Annotated in this window: 20 protein-coding genes; 4 read left to right on the top strand and 16 right to left on the bottom strand. The window is 39.3% G+C overall.

Going from position 1 to position 22,871, the window contains the following annotated elements:
• Positions 1-102 precede the first annotated feature (102 nt).
• The 16 genes from EDI28_RS00795 to EDI28_RS00720 all read right to left on the bottom strand — a co-directional run bounded on the left by EDI28_RS00795 (position 103) and on the right by EDI28_RS00720 (position 17,725).
• A complete protein-coding gene (locus EDI28_RS00795) occupies positions 103-1,227 on the bottom strand; it encodes a glycosyltransferase WbsX family protein (RefSeq protein ID WP_128781942.1) in 1,125 nt (374 codons plus the stop codon).
• 10 nt (positions 1,228-1,237) lie between these two features.
• Positions 1,238-1,882, bottom strand: a complete 645-nt coding sequence (locus tag EDI28_RS00790; protein WP_128781941.1) for an acyltransferase — start codon at positions 1,880-1,882, stop codon at positions 1,238-1,240.
• A 6-nt stretch (positions 1,883-1,888) separates the two neighbouring features.
• On the bottom strand, positions 1,889-3,031 hold the full coding sequence (locus EDI28_RS00785) for a glycosyltransferase family 4 protein (protein ID WP_128781940.1): 1,143 nt from the start codon (positions 3,029-3,031) through the stop codon (positions 1,889-1,891).
• Between the two features lie 6 nt (positions 3,032-3,037).
• The gene (locus tag EDI28_RS00780) at positions 3,038-4,162 is read right to left on the bottom strand and encodes a polysaccharide pyruvyl transferase family protein (RefSeq protein ID WP_128781939.1); all 1,125 of its coding nucleotides are present in this window, start codon (positions 4,160-4,162) and stop codon (positions 3,038-3,040) included.
• 11 nt (positions 4,163-4,173) lie between these two features.
• A complete protein-coding gene (locus tag EDI28_RS00775) occupies positions 4,174-5,883 on the bottom strand; it encodes a thiamine pyrophosphate-binding protein (RefSeq protein ID WP_128781938.1) in 1,710 nt (569 codons plus the stop codon).
• 58 nt (positions 5,884-5,941) lie between these two features.
• Entirely contained in the window at positions 5,942-6,817 is an 876-nt protein-coding gene (locus tag EDI28_RS00770; protein ID WP_199287355.1) for an SDR family NAD(P)-dependent oxidoreductase, read from the bottom strand.
• A 2-nt stretch (positions 6,818-6,819) separates the two neighbouring features.
• Positions 6,820-8,340 (bottom strand): MATE family efflux transporter, encoded by a 1,521-nt coding sequence (locus EDI28_RS00765; RefSeq protein WP_199287354.1) that lies wholly within the window; start codon positions 8,338-8,340, stop codon positions 6,820-6,822.
• A 210-nt stretch (positions 8,341-8,550) separates the two neighbouring features.
• The gene (locus tag EDI28_RS00760) at positions 8,551-9,603 is read right to left on the bottom strand and encodes a DUF1972 domain-containing protein (RefSeq protein WP_128781937.1); all 1,053 of its coding nucleotides are present in this window, start codon (positions 9,601-9,603) and stop codon (positions 8,551-8,553) included.
• A complete protein-coding gene (gene rfbC / locus EDI28_RS00755; RefSeq protein ID WP_128781936.1) occupies positions 9,603-10,148 on the bottom strand; it encodes a dTDP-4-dehydrorhamnose 3,5-epimerase in 546 nt (181 codons plus the stop codon). Before rfbC ends, EDI28_RS00760 begins: the two co-directional genes overlap by 1 nt.
• 3 nt (positions 10,149-10,151) lie before the next feature.
• Positions 10,152-11,027: a dTDP-4-dehydrorhamnose reductase gene (gene rfbD, locus EDI28_RS00750; protein WP_128781935.1), complete on the bottom strand. Its 876-nt coding sequence runs from the start codon at positions 11,025-11,027 to the stop codon at positions 10,152-10,154.
• Complete coding sequence (gene rfbA, locus EDI28_RS00745) at positions 11,027-11,917, bottom strand: glucose-1-phosphate thymidylyltransferase RfbA (protein ID WP_128781934.1); 891 nt, start codon at positions 11,915-11,917, stop codon at positions 11,027-11,029. The genes rfbD and rfbA overlap by 1 nt, the downstream gene beginning before the upstream one ends.
• Positions 11,917-13,014 (bottom strand): dTDP-glucose 4,6-dehydratase, encoded by a 1,098-nt coding sequence (gene rfbB, locus EDI28_RS00740; RefSeq protein WP_128781933.1) that lies wholly within the window; start codon positions 13,012-13,014, stop codon positions 11,917-11,919. Before rfbB ends, rfbA begins: the two co-directional genes overlap by 1 nt.
• Positions 13,015-13,329: 315 nt before the next feature.
• A complete protein-coding gene (locus EDI28_RS00735) occupies positions 13,330-15,495 on the bottom strand; it encodes a polysaccharide biosynthesis tyrosine autokinase (RefSeq protein ID WP_128781932.1) in 2,166 nt (721 codons plus the stop codon).
• A gap of 90 nt (positions 15,496-15,585) precedes the next feature.
• A complete protein-coding gene (locus EDI28_RS00730; protein ID WP_128781931.1) occupies positions 15,586-16,014 on the bottom strand; it encodes an arsenate reductase/protein-tyrosine-phosphatase family protein in 429 nt (142 codons plus the stop codon).
• A gap of 108 nt (positions 16,015-16,122) precedes the next feature.
• Positions 16,123-16,482 (bottom strand): four helix bundle protein, encoded by a 360-nt coding sequence (locus EDI28_RS00725; protein WP_128781930.1) that lies wholly within the window; start codon positions 16,480-16,482, stop codon positions 16,123-16,125.
• Positions 16,483-16,576: 94 nt separating this feature from the next.
• Positions 16,577-17,725, bottom strand: a complete 1,149-nt coding sequence (locus EDI28_RS00720) for a polysaccharide export protein (protein ID WP_128781929.1) — start codon at positions 17,723-17,725, stop codon at positions 16,577-16,579.
• Positions 17,726-18,446: 721 nt separating this feature from the next.
• Here EDI28_RS00720 and EDI28_RS00715 point away from each other — a divergent pair.
• The 4 genes from EDI28_RS00715 (at position 18,447) to EDI28_RS00700 (ending at position 22,750) form a co-directional block, all read left to right on the top strand.
• A complete protein-coding gene (locus EDI28_RS00715) occupies positions 18,447-18,791 on the top strand; it encodes a hypothetical protein (protein WP_128781928.1) in 345 nt (114 codons plus the stop codon).
• 116 nt (positions 18,792-18,907) lie between these two features.
• Positions 18,908-19,666 carry a YjbF family lipoprotein gene (locus EDI28_RS00710; protein ID WP_325062636.1) on the top strand — a complete coding sequence of 253 codons (759 nt, stop codon included), beginning with the start codon at positions 18,908-18,910 and terminating at the stop codon, positions 19,664-19,666.
• Positions 19,667-19,678: 12 nt separating this feature from the next.
• The gene (locus EDI28_RS00705; RefSeq protein WP_233353241.1) at positions 19,679-20,566 is read left to right on the top strand and encodes a capsule biosynthesis GfcC family protein; all 888 of its coding nucleotides are present in this window, start codon (positions 19,679-19,681) and stop codon (positions 20,564-20,566) included.
• Positions 20,567-22,750 (top strand): YjbH domain-containing protein, encoded by a 2,184-nt coding sequence (locus tag EDI28_RS00700; RefSeq protein ID WP_128781927.1) that lies wholly within the window; start codon positions 20,567-20,569, stop codon positions 22,748-22,750. It begins immediately after the preceding gene.
• Positions 22,751-22,871 lie beyond the last annotated feature (121 nt).

The following is a 22,871-nucleotide window of genomic DNA, read 5'->3' as shown; positions in this document are numbered from 1 at the left end:
AGTGCACATATTAATAAGTAACTCATACCTGTTTCTTTATTACCCAAGTAGGTTATGTAAATACAGAATGAAAATAAAACAAAATAAATTGTAAAATTTGCCTTAACTGATTGCATCATTTTTTTCCAATGCATTCTTAACAGCTTTTAAGTAACCATACTTATACTTTTCATCGGGCTCAAGATAACCCCCTTCGGCCCATTCATTCCAAGCAAAAAGGAAAATCTTATCCGTGTTGTACTCATCTCTTGCTTTAATTATTAGTTTTGAAAGGTAGTTTTCGAATTTATCAGGAGTAGAACCTACATAACAAGAACCTCTGTGCCCCTTACGTGGAGTGTTATCCCAGTCAACAAAAGCACAAGGCAAATCTCCTTTTTTGCTGGGCTTTAATGACAAAATCTTTTCCCATGCATCATCATAAGATTTTATAGTTACTTTTTGGTTCTTTCGATTTTTTTTGAGGTGTAATCCAAAATTTTTCTGCACAATAGATGTAAGCTTAGGAATCCAGATATTCATTAACTGTCGAAAATGACTTTCGTTAATCATATTAATGTATTGTGGTTGGAATTGTATACCATAATTAAAAAGCGATTTATCCATAGTTTTATCCAAATAACTATTTACATGTTGGTGAATAAACTTCAGTCCATCAAAACCATTATCTATAGCTAAGCTGTTCCATAGTTCTAGCATAGCCTGCAGTTTGCTAATATGATGAGGTACATATATGGTTAAAATAGGTTTGTTATCTTCAATTATATAACGGGGGTCTTTGAAAAACTTAAGAAGATATTCAAAGTGATCTACCCAATCGTTTTCATCGTTGAAATCATGCCCAATCAAAATCTTATTGTCGGCTGATACCCAACCATTATTCCAGTTTTCGTTTGCCCAACAAACAGAATATTTGATATCGATATCAGGATTATTTAGCAATAATTCCATCGGTTTTTCTAACAGTTTATGTCCATTGAACCAATAATGATAAAAACAAAAACCATAGATTCCATGTTCTTTGGCAATTTTGCATTGCCACCTTAAGACTTCAACATCTGATAAATCATAATAATTATTATTCAAAGGAACTCTTGGTTGATAATGAGAATCAAAAAGTTTCGTTGCTTTTTTCATGTTGGTCCACTCTGTGAACCCTTTACCCCACCATTCGTCATTTTCAGGGATTTGGTGAAATTGTGGTAAATAAAAAGGGATTATTTTCATTTTCTTCCAATTAATTTTTGTTAGTTAATTTTTTTATAACCTTTGCTGGATTACCTACAGCTACTGAGTGTTTGGGAATATCTTTTGTTACGACTGAGTTTGAGCCAATTACTGTTCCCTCACCAATTCTAACACCGGGCAAAATAGTAACCTTATCACCTATCCAAACTCGTTCTTCAAGAACTACCTGTCCCACAGAAACAATATCCCTTTCAGATGGAGCTAAAAAGTTATCTGTAGCGTCTGAATAGCCATGACTATTATCTGTAATAGTTACATACTTACCTAATAATACGTCATCATTTATTTTTATAAGATTACTAGCTGTAATGTGAGCCCCTTCACCGATAGATACGTTATCGCCTATATGAATTAGTGGTCCTTTCTTACTATCGTTACTACGCCACGTAGTAAGAGTTACATTTCTACTTATTTCAGATAAGCTACCTATTGAAATATCATTAGGATTACGAAGAACAATATCAGAAGATATATAACAACCATCGCCTATGTGACGGAAGCAATTTTTATTTCTCATTACAAACGCAAATCCTAGAAAACGACGCTTCCAATAATTATATCTTTGAGATAATGAAATATAGTTTACAACGAGGAAAATTATCGTTATCAGTTTAAAAGTTAAAATTTTTATCATTAAATATTAAATTCCAATTATTTTCTCATAGACTGAATATAATTTTTCATGTTGAGTTTCTAATCTATACTTTTTCACAGCTTCACTGAAAGCATAATCTGTCATCGATGATAACTCCTCTTCTGTCATTTCAGAGGCTTCAACAAAGCACGAGGTAAGCTCTTTATTGCTTTCGAACAAAAGGCCATAATTTCCTCCGAAATTATTGGTCAAAATTTCTGAAGTACCTCCTGAGTTACGCCCAATAACTAAGCACCCATTGAACATAGCTTCGGCAGTGATTAATCCAAAACCTTCACATTTAGACCCTACAACGAGTGCCTTAGCACTACGCATCAATTCGTTGATGTCATTACGAAAGCCCAAGAACTTTATTTGGTTTTTAAAAGGGCTTTGTTCAACCTTATGTTTTAGATATTGTAGATAGGATACCTGGCCACTACCAGCAATCAGAAGTTCATAATTTAGGTTTCCCAACTCACAATAATCTATAAAACTATCCAAAACATCTTCAATACCTTTAGTTGGTTCAAGTCTTCCTACAAAAAGAAAGTACAGTTTTTTACTTTTGGAAATTTTAGATTCGTTCGGTTCTAAAACTCCATCATATATAACTTCTGAATTTAACGGTACTGAAAAGTGATTTGAAATTTTATTAGTAATGCAAATTACTTTATCAGTACTCCCAACAAGATCTGTAAAAACTTTTTTATTAGGGAAGAAACTCATACCAAAATCTAAATCCTGATATTCCCTTAGATGCCACACGTGCTTAATCTTAAGTAACTTGGCTACCCAATAACCAAGTGCAGTTGGCCCGATATTGGTGTGAATGATATCAGGCTTAATATGTAGGCAAATTACTATTAACTTTATTAGAGCTAAAAAGTTTACTACTCTAAACGCAAAAAATTTCGGAAGAAATAAAACTTTTTCCTTTGCTGTTTTTGCTCGGGGATATATTGATAACTTATGTCCTAGTGATTTAAATGGAACTTCCTTTTCAGATAGCCAATCGGAAAATTGTCCTTTTGTACTGCCTACAACGAAAGGTTCGTCGCCTTTTTTTATAACAAAGTCAATAATATCAATCAAGCATTTATTTGCTCCATATGGAGCGGGGCTTTCGACAATATATAATATTTTCATCGTAAACTAATTCTTTTGAAGAGAATTCTCTATAAATAAAATTGAATCATCTATCAGAGACTTAAGAATACTCCTAGAATTAGAATAATCAATACTACTAATTTCTGCGTTACCTAAGTCAACTAGACGCTCATTCAGTTCGAGAACTTCAAGTAAGCTAGCAACCCTAGCAACATGATTACCCATACCGCACGCGTAAAAATTCTTTTCGAATAAAATTGAGAAAACCACACCATGAAATGATGTTGAGACAATATATTCTGCGTCATAAATTAACTTCAAAAAGTCAAGAGGGCCTGCCGACTGAATCACTCCGCTCTTAAAATGGCCAGATAAAGTTTCGAAACCATTTATCTCGATTAGTTTCAGTCCTTTTTCTTCGCAAATTTTATTAGCTAATATTCTAGATTCATCTGAATTGATTAAGCTATAAAAAAGCAAATATGGCTTTTCGCAAATTCTTGGAATATCACGTATCATTTCTTCCCAATGAGTTTTAGGCACTAAAAACGTAGGATCTAAAACTTGTTGAACATTTAGAGAATTGATCTTTGAAATAGCTTGCATCAAAGATTTTTCGCGTACACCTAAAGAATCAAATCTCCTCAACAAATTATTGACACTTTCATCTTCTAGGGTTTGATTGTTAACTTGTCCCATACTTGCGGCATAGGCAATACGTTTTGCCGTTTCTGGGGTGTTTTTCCCTAGATATACTAGATCAGGTCTAGGATAGTCTGTCATGTCATAGACTCTCCAGATCTGATCACTTCCATATACATAAATATCAAAATCATTTGGAATGTCTTTTGGGTCAACTATTAATTTTCTATTACAGTTAACAAAATTATTGTTGATGAAATGTTTAAACTTACCATGTCTAGCTAACCGGATAGGAGCTATCAAAAGTCGTTTAATAGACGACTTTAAATATTTTACCCTTTGTAGAAATGAAATATCCTTATTTAGAAACCTCTTGTCTAGTAAGTCATAATCCGCTCCATGATAATCTGGCCAATAATCAATTAACTCAGTTTCACCATGCTTTGAATAGTTGTATTTCATTGCATAAGCTTGCAATACAGCCCCATAATTATGAGCACGATGAAATGTTAATATTCCAATCTTCATTTAATTTCCTATTAATACTTAAGAAGCTTTTTTAAAACACTTTTTGCCTTACGTTTTGCTTTTAACTTAGAATTTTTTTCAATGTTTAACATCATTTCTAAAGCATTACTTTCATCAGTGCTGTCTGTGAAAACTTCAAAAAGTATTGGTTTATTCCCAATTCCATTTGAAACAAACTTTAGATACTTACTATCAAATTCATGCTTGTTAATAGCAGAAATATACTCAAAGCCTAAACTTTCAGAGTAGCCTTTAACTAAAGTATCTGATTTGTTACCGAAATGACCTGCGGCTGCTATGTAATTATCAGCCTCCTCACCAAAATAGGAAGCATGGTGGTTGTATTGCCTAAATTCAGTTCCCTTACCATTATTAATAATTAAAATTCGGATATTTTTACCTAAATGCCTAGAACCTATAGAGTTAAGATCATAGAAAAAAGACAGGTCTCCTAAAACCATATAGTACAATCTATTGGGATCTGCTAATGATGCTCCTAAAAGCGATGATAGACTACCGTCAATACCAAAGCCACCAACATTACAATCAGATCTAACTGAATTTGGCAATTCAAAAAAATTCCAAGATCTTAGACTATTAAGAATACCAAAGTGTATGACTGCATTATCAGGAATTAATTTTGACAGTTTAGATGCAACCCATATGTTAGAAAATGGTACGTTTGGTAAATTATTATTTAGTGTCTTGAGGTACTCTGAACAAGTAGAGAAATATCCAGTTTTATTGGATACCTTTCCGTTTGTGTATTCCATAAAGAATTCAGATTCACTCATTTTAAATATGTTAGTTAACTTACGCCATGTATCCCTCATTTCTCCATCTAAATTAACTCTCCAAACTTCAGTATTTGAAGAAATGGCTAGATTAAAGTAATCTCCGGTAATCTCACCAATATGTATTAAAATATCTGGCCTTGATAAAGAAAAATCATGTACCTCTTGGCCAGAGGCCAAAGAATATAACAACCTATATTTTCCTCGGTAGCCACTTGTATGATCACAGAATACAACAGCATCATTTGATTCACAAAAAGCATCAAGGATTTCTATTTCGCTCTTATTCCATTGTTTATGAGCGCCAATAAAAACAGCTACTTTACCCGTTAAAGGTGGAAAGGAATCACGGTGCTCAATGGTTTTAATATGTCTAACCACTGGTAGCTTCTTTACGTCAAACGGCGTGATAAATTTTGTAGGAAGATTTATGTGAACCGGTCCCCCACCATTCATAGATAAAGCTGTAAGTGCTTTATTGATTTTTATTTCACAATCCCAAATATCATCGGGATCTTTAACTACAGGTAGAGAAACACTTATAGTTGCTACGTCATTTGGTATAACGCTACGATCTATAAACTGTGCTGACAAATGTCCATTTCGAGAAATTGGTTGAGATGATGTAATAGCTATTACTGGAAGCTTTCTATAGTAAGCTTCTGTTAATCCCGGCATATAATTTCTTGATGCTGTCGCACCAGTGCAACTTATTACTACGGGCTCACCCGATTCTGCTGATAGACCGCATGCCATGTAGGCTGCAGACCTTTCATCTACAGCTGAATAAACTGTAAAATATGAATCATTTTGTATGCTTCCCACAAATGCTGTATTAGTATTGCCTGGGGATGCTATAATACGTCTCACGCCATAAGCTTTGAGTAAAGCTATTAAGATTTGGGTGTTCTCTTCTCTTGTGTACATTATAGATCCCGTTTTAGAGTTAATCTATCAAACATATATTTTCCAACCAAAATTTAAACTATTTAAGAATAAATCCGCCATCGCATACAACTGTATGACCAACAATAAAATTTGATGAATCTGACATGAGAAAACCTGCTAGTTCTGCGATCTCTTCAGGTAAAGCATATCGTTTTAATGGATTCTCATTTATAAATGCATTGCTTTGATCAACTAAAGATGAATCTTGCATTTCAGTAGCTATAATACCGGGCGCAATACCATTTACTATGATTCCCTTTGGAGCAAGTTTTAGTGCTAGGCCTTGTGTCATTCCAACAACATCCCACTTTGTCAATCTATATGGATATGTTGCTCCGACAAAACCTCCTTGAGAAGATATATTAATGATTTTTCTATACTTTGATACCTTTCCAGACTGCAACCAACGCTTGACAATTTCTTGACTTAGAAAAAATACTGCTCTTGAGTTTACAGAATATATTTTGTCCCACTGTTTAGGGGCAACATTAGGGAAGTTTGTTCCATCAATAATTCCAGCGTTGTTTACCAATATATCAAATTCCCCCCCTAACAAGTTATTTAGTTCAGAGAGGTTCTTGGTTATGCTGTCGATATTGGAAACATCCCAAACTTTAGTTATCAACCTAGGGCTATTTATTTTAACAGAAGCATCTTTTAATTTTTCATCATTTCGACCTACAATTACAACCGTGGCCCCTTGAGCAATAGCTTTTTTTGCTATGCTTAAACCAATTCCAGAACCGCCGCCTGTAATTAGAACTCTTTTGCCCAACAAAGAAGCGTTATCATTAGTTTGTGTAACATAGATTTTAGATGCACCACCATTTTTTATGACCATTTTAATTGATCTCAATATTTGAGGCATTCTTTTGAATAGGGTGTAAACCTTTAACATCGTACCTTTCATCATTATTACCTAATAAATTTAGCTCTACGAGATATTTCATTGTTTACTCTCAGCCTCATATCTTTACTAAGGCCAATAAAATACATTAAAAGAGCTGTAAACAACATGATTATTAAGGTATTTATAAATACAAGTGTAAATTTACTTTCAATATCTCCTTTTAGATAATAAGCAAACACTGACGATAATATTACAACTATTGATAACGGATAGATTACTTCTTTAGTAAACTTCAAAGCACTTAGCCCAACGAGTTTCTCAACAAGGCGTAAGCGAATGAAAAACATAATAATATTAGCACCTATCGCGACTATAAACACAGATTCTGCACCATAGCCAAAAGAAAGCACAAGCCACGAAATAATGAAAATAAATATCTGGATAATACCCAACTTTAATTCATATTCTTTCATTTTACCTGGGGCTCTTGCAGCAGTTGCTATAGATAAGCTTAATGACATAACAAGCACTTCTACCAAACTAAGTCTACTAAAAAGAACTACACCTTCTGGAGGAGTTAGTAACCATAGCCTTAGTATTTCTTCCATAAAAACTATTAACGGTAGAGCAAAGATCCATATCAAAAAGAATGATAACTTTGAACCTTGGTAAACCACTTGGTGCATCAACTTGTAATTTTCAGCAGCATAGCTTTTGATGATAGTTGGATACAACCCAGTGTTAAAACTATTAGCAAAAACCATTGCCTGTGTAGATACAGTCATTGCAATGCCACGCGCAGCAACAACTACTGGGTTAAACATCTGATTTAATAATAATGTAACTGCTTGAGTTCTTATTACACTGGTAAAGGCACCAAAAAAAGTCCAACCGATGAACCCTATTAGCTCAAAAAATAACGTTTTATCGAAACTATTTGGAAATTTTCTTATTGCTTTGTATTTGATGAAGCTACACACTATATAAGTGGTCATATTTACTATTGACACAACCAATAATAAACAACCATATATTTCCAACTTATCCCAAGTCATTTTACTTAATAAATACACTGAGCCTAGTTTTAAAAAAGCTTCAAAAATTGACGCGTAAGCATATATTCTCATGTCTTCATGAGCAATTATTATTGAGATAAATGGTGATGTTAATAAGCTGAATATGAAAGATAAAACAGAGTAGTGATATAGTTTAATTGCAACTTCATATCTATCAGCAGGTATATTCAAATGCTCCATGACAAACCAAAGCCCAATACTTTCCAAGAGTAAAGCTATTGCCAAGGCCATTAACAGATATACTGTAAGATTTAAGAATAAAATTTTCGAAATACTTTCACTATCATCTTTACCAATAGCAAAAGCAAAAAATCGTTGACTCGCCGAACCTAATGCTCCAGGTATAAAAACACATAACGATACAATTCCTGTTATAACGGTATATATCCCATAATCTTCCACACCAAGTATTTTTAGTACATTTCTTATTACCAGTAGACTTACAATCGTTACTATTATTTGCCTAAAATATAATGCAATTGTATTTTTTATTACTTGCTTAGCCGCCACGACCACTCTCACTATTAATTATTTAAAATTATGCTGTTAAAATAACGTCATTATACAAGTGAATATTGAAAATGCTTAATTTTTAGCAGAAACACGATCATGCTACATAGTCATGAAAGTAACGCGATTTTCGCAAAAGAAACAAGAAGACAAATAGATGTTCGCTCTTAAGCTCAATTCTGCAGCAAAACCCAGTTCATAGGTAAAGTCTCAGTATGTCAACTCATAGGCATTAGTGATCCTTTGCCAAGTGTACTTCCGTTGAGCTACCTCTAGCATATTAGCGGCATTAACAATAAAAGCAGAGGAGTGATCTTTGTCAAGAAGTGAGACTAGTGAATCAGCAGAACTAAAATACATAGCCTTATCCTCTGTACTGTAACGATTAAAGCTACAATTAAAGGCAAGAATAGGCATTCCAAAATGCATAGCTTCAACCAATGAAGGATTGGTACCTCCTGCAGAATGTCCATGAAGATAGCCCTTGCAAGCTTTTCTTAACTTGTAGAGTTCTTCCAAGTCGTAGATGGGGTCAATAATATCTATATTAGAATAGTTACTATACTTAAGCTTTAATTTAGCACCAAAATCACTTGCATCCCAGTTACCCACAAATTTCAAGTTTTTATCCGTTTTAGAGAATGCCTTAAGTATCATTTCAACGTTATTCTCAGGTTCAATCCTACAAACAGAGAAATAGAAGTCTTCCCTATCAACAAATACATTACTCTTTGGAATAACATGGTCACCACCATAAGCAATAATGGTATTGATAGTGTCGTATTCGGAGGTCACATAGTCGCCTATTGCCTGATTATCACAGATAATTACATTTGAATATTTTACGGCAATTTTTTCAGAGAGCTTAAGAAATTTTTTAGCCAATGGATGCCATTTTTCTCTTTTCCACTCTAAACCATCAATATTGGTAATAATTTTCGACTTGGAGAACAGCCTAAAAACTGGGAGAAAAATACAACCTGAGACACCTAAAATTAAAGTGACGTCTGGTTTTAACCCCCAGCATTTAATTAGAGAAAAAATATCATACGGTATACTCTGAATACCATTTGCACTCAATGGCAAATAATCAAGTTTAGCTCCATTATGCTCTGCCTTTCTAATATCATAAGACTTACTAGAACAGAAAACGGAATAAGTTATATCATCTGATACATTACCAGTAAGGTTTTCAACAAGAGTCTCAAAGCCACCGTAGCATGCAGGCAAGCCGACTATTCCAACGACAGCAACTTTTTTCATTATAAACCCATCGTTTTTTCAATTAAATCACCCAACATATCTTTCTCAGAGAGCTGGACCGTTCCTTCTATTGGCCACTCAATTGCCAGATTCTTGTCATTCCATAGAATAGAGAGCTCCGCACCTGGGTTATAATAATCCGTGCACTTATAAACAAATTCAGCTTCTTCAGTGGTCACATAAAAGCCATGGGCAAAGCCTTCTGGAACCCATAACTGACGCTTATTCTCAGCTGAAAGGTATTCACCGACCCATTGACCAAACGTTGGCGACCCTCGTCGAATATCGACAGCAACATCAAACACCTCACCTAACACTACACGCACAAGCTTACCTTGCGTATTTTCTGTTTGGTAATGCAAACCGCGTAAAATCCCTTTCTTAGATTTTGAGTGGTTATCTTGTACAAATTGTGTCGGCTTACCTGTTACTAATTCTTCAAATCGCTTTTGGTTCCAGGTTTCCATAAAAAAACCACGTTCATCACCAAAAACACTGGGTTCAATAATTTTCACATCAGGAATACGTGTCTCAATTACTTTCATTTCTTATCCTACGTAAGCTTTAATATTGTTTAATGCCGCCTTCCAGTCGCAGGCTTCTACAGAGAACGTCTGCTTGATTTTATCCGTACTTAACCGCGAATTACTTGGGCGTTTCGCCGGCGTGGGGTATTGCTCGGTAGTAATACTGGTTAAGCTCGGTTTTTGTGAGATAACGTTTTGCTTAACAGCTGAATCAAAAATGACTTCTGCAAACTCGCACCAACTCACATGGGGTAAGCCTGCATAATGGTAAATACCGTAATCAACGCTATCACTTAGGCTAATGCACTTAGCTATTTGAATTAACGCTTTAGCAATATCGCCTGCGTACGTTGGACCACCAAACTGGTCACCAACAATACTTAATTCATCACGCGTTGCGCCTAGACGTAGCATGGTTTTGACAAAATTATTGCCGTTCTCACCAAACACCCATGCAGTACGAAGGATAATGTGTTTATCGCACGCTTTAGCAACAGCAATCTCACCCGCTAATTTGCTTTCACCATAAACCCCTTGCGGGCTGGTAGTATCTGTTTCTGCATACTCACCCACTTTGTTGCCTTCAAAGACATAATCCGTTGAGATATGCAAAATAGCAGCACCAACACTTTGTGCTGCGAAGGCTAAATGTTCAGGCCCATCACGATTAATCGCATAAGAAAGTTCTACTTCCTCTTCTGCTTTATCGACCGCTGTATGTGCAGCAGCATTGATGATAATATGCGGCTTGAATGCTTGAACAGTTTCAATAACCGCAAGCTCATTAGTAATATCTAGTTCATCCCGATCAATAGCGAGTAATTCAACTTTATCCTTTAACTGTTCAACTAAGCAGCATCCCACTTGACCTTTTGCCCCCGTAACTAATATTCTCATTAGTTCGCTCCCTTTCGTGACTCTGAAGCAATTCGGAGTAAATAGTGTCCGTAATCATTCTTTTTCATGGGTTCTGCTAAGCGAACTAAATCTTCAACGCTTAACCAACTATTGTTAAATGCAATTTCTTCCAAGCAAGAAACTTTCAGGCCTTGTACATTTTGAATAGTTTCGACAAAGGATGATGCTTCATGAAGGCTTTCATGCGTTCCGGTGTCTAACCATGCAAAGCCACGACCAAGTAACTCTACATTTAAAGTTTCGTCATTTAAGTACATCTCATTAAGTGTGGTAATTTCAAGTTCACCACGCTCAGAGGGCTTTACTTGCTTAGCCATGTTTACAACGCGGTTATCATAAAAATAAAGCCCAGTAACAGCATAGTTTGATTTGGGTTTCTCCGGCTTTTCTTCAATAGAGACAGCTTTCATCTCTTTATCAAATTCAACCACACCGAAACGTTCAGGGTCTTTAACTTGGTAACCAAATACTGTTGCTAGGCCTTGCGAAGTTAGTTCACCAGCACGTTTAAGCTGCTCACTAAAAGATTGACCGTAGTAGATGTTGTCACCAAGCACTAAGCATACCGAGTCGTCACCAATGAACTCTTCACCAATAATGAATGCTTGAGCTAATCCATCTGGACTTGGCTGCACTTTATATTCAAAGTTAATGCCGAAGTCTGAACCATCGCCTAACAATCGCTTAAAGCCAGCTTGATCTTCTGGTGTCGTAATAATTAAAATATCTCGAATACCGGCCAACATAAGCGTCGAAATTGGATAGAAAATCATGGGTTTGTCGTAAATAGGTAACATTTGCTTTGATGTGCCACGAGTCAGTGGGTAAAGACGTGTACCTGACCCACCAGCTAAAACAATCCCTTTCATTATTTGCTTCCCTTAATTTCTGTTGATTCGACGCCTAAACGCTCACGTTGATAGCTGCCATCTTGGACATGTTTGCACCATTCACTGTTATCCAAGTACCATTGAACCGTTTTCTTTAGTCCTGTTTCAAAAGTCTCTACTGGTGTCCAATCTAACTCACGTTGCATTTTGCTTGAGTCAATCGCATAGCGTCTGTCATGACCAGGACGGTCTTGCACGTATGTTATTTGCTGCGCATACCCCGTTTCTTTTGGTACTAACGTATCTAAAATTGAGCAAATAGTTTTTACCACTTCAAGGTTTTGCTTCTCATTGTGGCCACCGATATTGTAGGTCTCACCGACTTTACCTTCGGTTACTACTTTGTACAGTGCGCGGGCATGATCTTCGACAAACAACCAATCTCGAATTTGATCGCCTTTACCGTAAATCGGAAGTGCTTTACCTTCTAGCGCGTTCAAAATCACGAGTGGAATGAGCTTTTCAGGAAAGTGATATGGGCCGTAGTTGTTTGAGCAGTTTGTGACCATCGTTGGCAAACCGTACGTGCGTAGCCATGCGCGTACTAAATGGTCACTTGATGCTTTTGACGCAGAATATGGGCTCGATGGCTCATATGAAGTAGTCTCCAAAAACATCGGTAACTCTGTACCTTCAGGTACTTCATCAGGATGTGGCAAGTCACCATACACCTCATCGGTTGAGATATGGTGGAAACGGAACGCTTGTTTGGCAGAATCATCCAACTGATTCCAATAGTCACGCGTGGCTTCAAGTAAGGTGTATGTGCCTACAATATTGGTTTCAATGAACGCAGCTGGCCCCGTGATAGATCGGTCTACATGGCTTTCTGCCGCCAAATGCATGACCGCATCAGGTTGATGCTGAGCAAACACGCGATCAAGCGCCGCTCGGTCACAAATGTTGACTAGCTTAAACGCATAACGATCGCTTGTTTCTACAGAATAAAGTGACTCTAAGTTACCTGCGTATGTCAGGCAATCCACATTCACAACACTGTCTGTTGTGTTCTCAATAATATGACGCACGACTGCAGAGCCGATAAAACCTGCGCCACCGGTAACTAGAATTTTCACTAATTTAAGCCTACTTTGAAATGATAATATCCATGATGCAAAAGCATATTTTGCAATGAAGGGGATTTTTCATTGTATTTATTGAAAGGTTGCTCTCAGTTATTCATTCAATACTGAGACAGATTTATTTCATTTTGAGACAGCCCATTGCGGGCTAGCCCTTGTAAACCTTGGGTTTTGCTACCTTTTGAGAAAGGGTCCCAATAGGTTGCGCTATTAAAGTAATTTAGCATTGAAACCTAAGAGAAAGCGACAAACAAGGCGCTGATATCAGCGCCTTTATATTGCGTCCTCGAGAACGAACAAGGCGTTACCCTATTTTTTCGACTCATAACTATAGTTATAGTAACCATAGTTTCCGCCATAATAGCTACTAGCTTTACGCACAACTGCATTTAAAATAAAGCCTTTAACTTCGATGCCGTTTTGTTCGAAACGCTGCTTGGCTACGTCAATTTCTTTGACAGAGTTTTGTCCAAAACGTCCTACAAGTAACGTTGTTCCGGCATGAGCTCCGACAATTGCCGGATCAGTCACTGCCAAAATAGGTGGAGTATCGACAATCACCATATCATAATTTTCCGCTGCCCAATCCATTAGCGCTTTGAAACGAGGATGCATTAATAGTTCAGAAGGATTAGGTGGTACATTACCGCGGCCGATATAGTCCAACCCTTCAACTCCAGGCTGTTTAAGGAGTAATTCGATCTGAGCTTGGCCACTTAGATATTCAGATAGCCCCGGTTTATGTCCTACTGCCATCTGGCGTTCCATCTGACCTTTTCGCATATCAGCATCTATGACTAGTACCTTGGAGCCTGATTTTGCGATTACCGCCGCCATATTTGCTGATACAAAAGATTTACCAATACCAGGACTCGGACCAGAAATCATCAGAATATTGTTCTTTGCTTCCATCATCGCAAAATGAAGGCTTGTACGTAGGCTTCGCAATGCTTCGATGGACAAATCTGCTGGATTGGATGCTGTTAGCAACGTATCTTCAACCGTTAGTTTCTTCTTACCCTTTTGCTTCTTCTCCAACTCTATCTGCCAGTCCGACATCGGGACACTGGCATAAACAGGTAAACCGATCGCTTCAATTTCATCGGGGTTTTCCACACCGCGGTGGAAAGCCGCACGAAGCAGCGCAAAGGCCACCGCCAACATGCCACCAAGTAACGTTGCCAACACCACAATCAGCGGTTTCTTCGGTTTCACCGCGCGGGTATAGGATTGCGCAGCATCAAGAATTCTCACATTACCCACAGTGCTAGCTTTTACAATATTAAGCTCTTGCACTTTGTTCAGTAACTGTACATAGATTTGTTGATTAACTTCGACATCGCGCCTTAGACGCAGAACCTCTCTCTGGGTTTTCGGCAACTTTTGGATCTGAGCGTTCAAACCTTCACGCTTATCCAATAGCGTCTTTCGCTTGTCTAACAGCGATAAATACGCCGGGTGCTCTTTGGTAAATCGCTGGGAAATTTCACTTTCTTTAAACGTCAGTTCATTGAGCTGGGCTTCTAGTCTAACCATCACATCCAGCGTTGATTTCGCTTCTAATCCTAAATCAACCGACTCATTGGCCTGACGGAATTGATTCAGCTTATCTTCAGAGGCGGTTAACTCTGTTTTAATATCAGGCAAATGATCACGCAAGAACTCAAGGCTATTTTGCGCTTCCGCTGAATTACGTTCAACATTTTGGAGAAAGTAATTCTGGCTGATATCATTGAGGATTTGTTCGATATCGCGACGGTTTTCACCGATATACGACAGCTGCAGGATACCGGTTTGTTTACCGCGTTCACTCACGGCCAGGTTCTGTTGCAGTGCTTGTATAGCATCTAAACGTGATACTTTCGCAACCGTAAACGACGTCCCATCTTCAGATGATATTTGTGTAACAAACAGGCGGAAGTCACCTTGCTGGGCTAACACACCAACTTGACCAGTTAACACGGAACGATCGTTACTATCAAGCAATTCAAACTCCCCCGCAGCACTGTCGGTCACTCGTAAGGTAAAGACAGGAATGTCGATATAATCTGGGACTTCAAAACGGCTGATCTCAACATCGTTCTCCTTACCCTGAATGCGCGCCAAGCCTTTACCAATAACTGGTAAATAATTAGGTGAAATAACCGTGGCCAGGTTCAGCTTATCAACAGTGCTGCCTAGGATCATGCGTGACTTAATGATCTCAATTTCGGTAGTTGCAGATGATTCGGAGGCGAACAACTCCCCCATATCACCCAGCGCCGGCACTCCAGAACTTTTGGTTTCAACCTGAATTAATGCATCGGCTTTATAAATAGGTGTCGCCAACAAGGCATAAGCAACGCCGAATATGGCAAAAATGAAGGTAATAGCAATAATATTCCAGCGATTATCTAACAAAATACCAAACAACTTACCCACATCGATCTCATCGGAGTCGATCTGCTTGACTTGTACGTTTTGCGTAACGCTCATAGTTATTTCCAGTAATGAGTGTTGATTTTCGTGGGACGAGTGGCAAGTGCAATACAGTCACTCGTTACTTAAATCTCGTCCCTAGATTTTTTACAATTTCTTTGCCCATGCGCTTGCGGCTTCATCAATCAAGCTATAAGCGTGATCAAAAGCTTCGCGGCTTTGGCGGTAGGGATCAGGAATATCCTTCTGGCCAATCCATTGTCCGAACAACATCGTCTTTCCTCGGGCTTCAGGAGCAATCTTTGTTACGGCTTCTATATGGCCTTTTTCCATCACAAGGATAAGGTCATAGTCGCGACACAGTTCGCTAGATAGCTGTTGCGCCACGTGATCTTCTAGGCTAACACCATGTTCCAAAGCTACTTCAGCCGCCATTTTATCAGCAGGTTTGCCAACAAGCGCACCAACACCAGCTGATGCGATATGCTTGTTAGGCAATAATTTTTTTAGTAAATATTCGCCTGATGGTGAGCGGCAAATGTTGCCGACACAGACGACAAGGATTTTGTTAAACATAAGTTTTTCCTAAGAGCGGTCCTGTGGTCCTGTGGTCCTGCAGACAGATTTCATAGGCTCTAAAGTCCTATAAAACTTTTCCGCTCAGACCTTTTACCGTTCTTGCCACTACCGAACCGTTCCTTTTCTAAGTTTGATCATTTTGGCTAGCATTACAGAAATATGCTTTGCATCTTTAATAAAGCCCATCCCTTGCTCTTTGGGAATGTAACCCAGCTCTATTCCAATATAAAGCTGAGTTATCACTTCGCCGCATGAGCCTTTTGAGAAATAAAGAAAACGTGCTGATTCCTTAACCGTTTCTCTCTCCTCACCTTCAGAAATATTTGAAGGTATTGACAAAGAGCTTCTTGTTAACTGATCAACAAAGCCATAGTTTCTACAACCCTTTAATGCTTTAACTATCTCAACTGATAGTCTGGAGCTTTTTTTCCAAACATCCAGCTTTTCAAACCCTAGGCTTCTCATCTAATAATCCTTTTAGTGATGACCTTTTCACTTTCATAAGGCCATCGAGCCATAGGGCCTTAGAACCATAGGTCCGCTTTTAAGCGCTCCGTTCCTATGGCCAAGTTCTGATCCGCAATACGCCTTCAGTTAGGTCATTGAAGCCAGAGATTGTCGGAACGATTTGTGAAATAACGCGGTTCCAACGAACAATTGGAGCAGCCGTGACATAAACAATGTCGTAAGGTTCAAGCTCAAACTCGGTACCGATCAATAAGGCAGATGCATCTTGAATATTGAGCTGATAAATATTGGCAACAGTTTGAGTTGCGGTTTCTGTCTCTTTTGAATTCTCTTTACTACCACGAATAACAAAGACGCCCGTCGCATCAGCTGAAAGCTGACTAATCCCACCAACGTTACTGAGCGCTTCTGTCAGGCTCATACCTGCACGATCAATTTTAAGTAACTTAGGCTCGTTCACCTCGCCCATCACAAAAACTTTCTGAGCATCGTTTCGAGGAACGTGAACAATATCACCAGGGCGAAGAAGTCGATTTTGTGTTAGATCGCCACGTTGCATTAGCGCATACAAAGAGAGTTGCTCTTCCACACCATTACGAGTTAACGTGACGTTGCGCCAATCAGCATCTACCTCAAGCCCACCAGCCTTATTTATCGCATCTAATAAAGTGAGAGGTACATTGGTAATAGCTTGTTGACCCGGAGTACTCACTTCACCGGTGATATACGTCTTTTTAGAACGAAAAGCCGCAACGTTGACATCAACCTGTGGGCTCTCAATGAAAGCGGCAAGGCGTTTAGCCATTTCATCGCGAATTTCGGTAACCGTCTTCCCTTCTACCTTCACCAAACCGATATACGGATAGAAAATCGTCCCGTCAGCATGAACCCAATTACCTGATTCGCTTGAACTACGATAAGAACCCGCCGGAATAGTTAATTCAGGGTGATCCCAAATGGTCACATTCAGAATGTCGCCAGGGCCAATTCGGTACCGATAACGAGCAACTTCGGTATCTAAGCTTGGGTTTGTTTTAGAAAAGGCCCGAGGCGTTTTGAATTGATTAACAACACTTGCTGTCAGAGGGTATACATTCACTTGTTCAGCAATGTCACTCTCTTGATTTTGAACCTCGATAACTTTCTTGTCATCAAGAGTTAAGTGGGACCCAGGTACCGTGCAGCCTACCAGCATAGCTGAGCCCAGAGCAGTTATTAGAAGCTTTTTTGTGAAATCCATATTTTGTAGATTCAATATAATGTTTGTGAAGGGCTCATGCAGTAGCATGAATAAATATATGAGGGCTAATTCTAAGATTAGCATTCCGCTTTTATTAATTGTTTAGCTATCAGTTGACCATGCACTTCATTGCGCACACCTTATCATATAGACGAGGAGTGAAACACCCCACCATGAAATTGAGACACGCTACCGCCCTTAGGTTATAGCTCCCAATGTGCTTTAATTCCTAGTGCTAAACTGCGAAACCCAACCTCCTCTTAACTGGAGACGCTGGAACTCGCTGGGTTTTATTCGTTGGAACATGTAGAAGCAACAAACAAAAACGGCCTTATCAACTTTTTCATGCTAAGCAAATGACATCAAACCAGAAGTTATCCGCTTGCGTAAAACGGTCGTTATTTTACACAAAACTCTACTTAAGAGGAACTTCATTTTTAAATGATCCTTTTATAGTCGAGGGAACAAATCACACATAAGCCACTGATATTGACTAAAAACAAGTTTGACATGATTAGTTAGCTAGCGTATTCGCCATCAATTTTCATCGAGTGTCTCCTGTCAAAGCACTCTTTATACTTATAAATTAATTGTTAGACAAAGTTAAAATAGTTCAACGACAATTATGTGAATCCATTGCCATCAAACCAATAAGCTCATATCATTGCCAATGAAGGTGACTTCGCATTTTTATGTATTTTTATAAAAATAAGGGAATAGGATGAAAAAAACCACAATTGCTCTGCTAGCTGCACTATCAATGGCTAGTTCTGCATTTGCTGCAACTGAAACTTCAGCAGGAGCGGCAGGCAGCACCTCGTCAACAGCAACAACAGCTGGAGCAACATCTTCTGCAACTGCTGGTAGTGCAACTACAACAGCAGCAACCGCTGGTGCATCAACAGGCGCGGCTGCTGGTACAGCAGGCGCAACTGTTGCAGCTGCTGGCGGTATTACAGCAACAGCTGTAGCCGCTGTTGCTGCCGTTACAGTAGCGGCTGTCGCAGTAGCTGACTCTAGCAACAACGATAACTCAACAACAACATCTGTTTCTGCTCAAGGTTAATTACGTTTGTAATTATCGAGCACAGAATAAAAGAAACAGCTGTATATGAACATAACCGCACATCTCTGTGCGGTTATCGTTAATCCTTTGTTTTAAGCAAGTTGTTCCTAAACAAGTTGTTTTCAACAAATTCTGTTACTCACAAATGGATAGTTGCAACTCGGATGCGATCACTTCAACGTTCTTTTCTTTATTTCTCTGTACTCCTAATTTCGGCCATTTTATCAGGCTGTAGTCAGAAGTTTAATGATGTCAACGATACAGTTAATCTTGCACTGTTTGGTGAAACAGATACAAAGCTAACTCAAGACGAAATTCAAAATCTACCTTATGCCAGCATTTATGCGCGGGTTGCTGACGGCCCTCAAGCTTTCATGGTCTTAGCACTGGCAGAGCCTAAAATCAGCTTAAACAAGCATCAAACACCACCAGCGCAAGCCATACGGCTAAAATGGATGTCTTCCGACAACGGTATGTTGGTGACAGAAAATGGCCGAATAGTTAAAACGCTTAACCTACCGCAAGGTAATCTTATTGATACATCAAGCTCTGAGCCAGATCCTCTCACTCTCGGGCTTCACTTATCTTCAACTCCTACCAGCTGGCAACGTAGTATTGACTGGCAACCGGATTATCATTATGGCTATACGTTAAGGTCTGAATTCGCGCGTCAGAAAGACGCAGTAATTCTAAGCAATGACACTCCTATTGAAGCATTACATTTTACTGAAACTGTTACGGCTTCTAGCCTCGGTATAGAGTATCAAAATGACTTCTGGCTTCACCCTATAACAGGTAAAGTGCTAAAAAGCAGACAAAAGCTTGCACCTAGCTTGCCATATGTTGAAATTACTTTATTGAAGCCCTATTCATAACATGGAATGAACATGAACCCGCTCTTTTTCAGATCACTTGTTGGCTCAGCCACCTCAACTTTTTCACGGATAATGCGATCCATAAAAAATAGCATTACCATTTTGATTGCCCTTGCTGGCTTACTTACTAGCTCTTGCCTTTTGGCACAAACTCCTTCTAATGAAGAAAACGCACCTTCTTCTAGCAATAGTCAATCTCTCAAAGTTATTGTAACAACGTCATTAAGCAATAAGCATCAACTACAACTTAGCTATCCTACACCCGTTCGAATTAAGCAAGTATTGAGTGACAGTATTGCTAATATCAATCAATTAACGCTTTCTAATGAACAGGCTAAAGGCAGTATTTTCTGGACAAGTGCCGCGCTATTTAAGTATTTCCCTCACTCTCAAAAGCAGCACGTTATTAGTCAGCTTGAGCTATTGGCAGCCCACTGGAAAGGCGATAAGAGACAAGCAGTTCTCAGCCTCGTAGCTCAGTTACAGCAACTACAGATTGGCCAACGGATTTTCACATCTCTTGACTATGACCAAATTCGTGTGAATTCCGCCCAAAACCCTTTAGTTAGTCAGAGTATGACACTTGTTTTACCTCCTCGGCCTAACTCAGTATTAATCACAGGCGCAGTGCTTCAAACAAAGTGGGTTACCTGGCAAGAAAGATTTGATGCCAATAATTATCTAGAGCATGTTGTTTCAATCAGCAGCTCAGATAATAGCGAGGCTTGGGTAATTCAACCTGATGGAAAAGTAGAGCAACACCCTATTGCCTACTGGAACCAAAACCATTTGGATATCGCCCCAGGTGCGGCAATCTATCTTGGCTTTTCTTCACTGCCAGCTGAATTCAGCACTATCAATAAGGACATCGTTAACCTGTTAAGGAATCGGGCACCGTAAATGAAAAATGCATTTAAAACCTCTTTATCAGCTATTACATTAGCGATGTTACCGGTACTACACAGCCAGGCCGATGAATTTAGCTACCCGAGATTCCAACCTTCTCAGTCCGATTTTGGTGGTGTGGGTTTGATCCAAATGCCATCCGGCCGTACGTCTCCTGAGGGTGAGTTCAATGTCGGAACTACTTATAATGATGAATATCATCATTATACCGTTTCACTACAGCTACTTCCTTGGCTGGAATCCACTATTCGCTACACCTTAGTACAGGATCTTCTTTACAGTAAAGATCCAAGCTTCAGTGGTAACACTAAATATACTGACAAGGGAATTGACTTCAAAGTCCGCTTACTAAAAGAGAGCTATTGGATACCAGAAACCTCGATTGGTATACGTGACTTCGGGGGAACCGGATTGTTTGACGGGGAGTTCATTGCTGCCAGCAAGCATGTCGGCCCGTTTGATTTCACTGTTGGTGTTGGCTGGGGCTACATCGGGAATAGTGCAAATTTAACCGGCGATAAAACTGCAAGTGACGACTGTAACCGTAATACCGATTTTAAAGGCAAAGGTGGCAGCGTCGACTTTGACCGTTGGTTTACCGGATGTAGCGCTGTTTTTGGTGGGGTTGAATACCAAAGTCCTTGGCAGCCGCTAAGACTAAAAGTTGAGTATGATGGCAATGACTACCTAAGTGATTTTGCAGCTCTAGCTGATAATGCTGACATGTCGCAAGACAGCAAGTTCAACTATGGCGCCCTCTACCGCCTAGGCAACTGGGGGGATCTCCGTTTAAGCTATGAACGTGGTAATACCTGGACATTCGGGTTTAATCTCAATACAAACTTCAATGACCTGAAAGCAATATGGCAAGATGAGCCGATACCTACTTATCAGGCTAAATCAAATGGCGATACAGCTGAACTTAACAATGAAGAGTGGCTAGAACTAGCCCAAGAGCTTCATCAAATTGCAGGTTATGAGGACCCATCCATCTTCAGTGATTCTGAAACGGTCACGGTGGTTGCTCCACAAACTAAGTATCGTGACAGAGCCGAGGCACATCTACGTGCGGCAACCCTCATTGCCAATCATGTTCCTGACGCGAAGGAATACCGATTCATTGAGACATCAAACCGTCAGGCTATTACCGAAACACGAATTGACGGCGAACAGTTTGCTCAAGTTGCCAATAATGAATACTTTGATGCAAAAGTTGAAGATGCAGCGACAGTCAACACACCTGAAACACCTCAAGGTTCGTTGATTGCCTCGTCAGACAAAGATTGGGATGTTAGTGTCTCCCCGACTCTTCAGCAGTCCTTTGGTGGTTCAGAGAATTTTTACATGTTCAATATCGGCATCAATGCCGGTGCCAACTACTGGTTTGGTGATCATGTTGAGCTTGGCGGTTCCGTTTACTTCAACATCTATGACAACTACGACAAGTTCTTATATGAAGTTCCACCTGATGGCACCGACCTAAAACGCGTCCGTACCTTGGTTCGCCAATACATCAATGACAACCCCGTTAGGATGAACAATCTTCAGTTGACATGGATGGACCGCCTTGGCGATAACTGGTACAGCCAGGCCTATGGCGGATATCTGGAAATGATGTTTGGTGGTGTCGGTGGTGAAGTGCTTTACCGCCCTCAAGGTAGTAACTGGGCGGTTGGTGTTGATGCCAACTACGTAATTCAGCGAGATCCTGATTCTCAGTTCGGTTTCTTCACTGAAGAAGTACAGTTTGACCCGCTGACTAACCGAAACTATAGGGTTCAAACTGGCGCTATCACTGGTCACGCTACGGTTTATTACCAGCCACAATGGGAATGGCTTCCGAACACCCTATTTAAAGTCAGTGCCGGCCAGTACCTGACCGAAGATAAAGGTATCACTGTAGATTTTTCCAAGCAGTTCGACAGTGGCGTAATTGCCGGGGCCTTTGTCGCCAAAACAAACCTGTCTGCAGAAGAGTTCGGCGAAGGAAGCTACAACAAGGGATTCTATATCTCCATTCCGTTTGACATCATGACCGTGAAGCCAAGTACTAACCGTGCAACCATTTCTTGGTTACCACTAAGTCGTGATGGTGGCCAGATGCTAAACCGCAAGTACCAGCTATATAGCGTAACCGATGCACGCTACCCGTGGTATGGGCGGAAGGCAATGAACTAAGCACGAACATAAAAGGGAGAGCATTGCTCTCCCTTTTATTTGAGTTTTTAATTGTCGTGAGGTTAAGGATACTACCCTAAAATTCAACAATACACTTATCACTACTGCTATTGCTTATTCA

Origin of the sequence: Photobacterium chitinilyticum (assembly GCF_004104355.1) — a bacterium.
In the GTDB taxonomy this organism is placed as follows: domain Bacteria; phylum Pseudomonadota; class Gammaproteobacteria; order Enterobacterales; family Vibrionaceae; genus Photobacterium; species Photobacterium chitinilyticum.
This window is presented reverse-complemented; position numbering and strand designations above follow the sequence as displayed.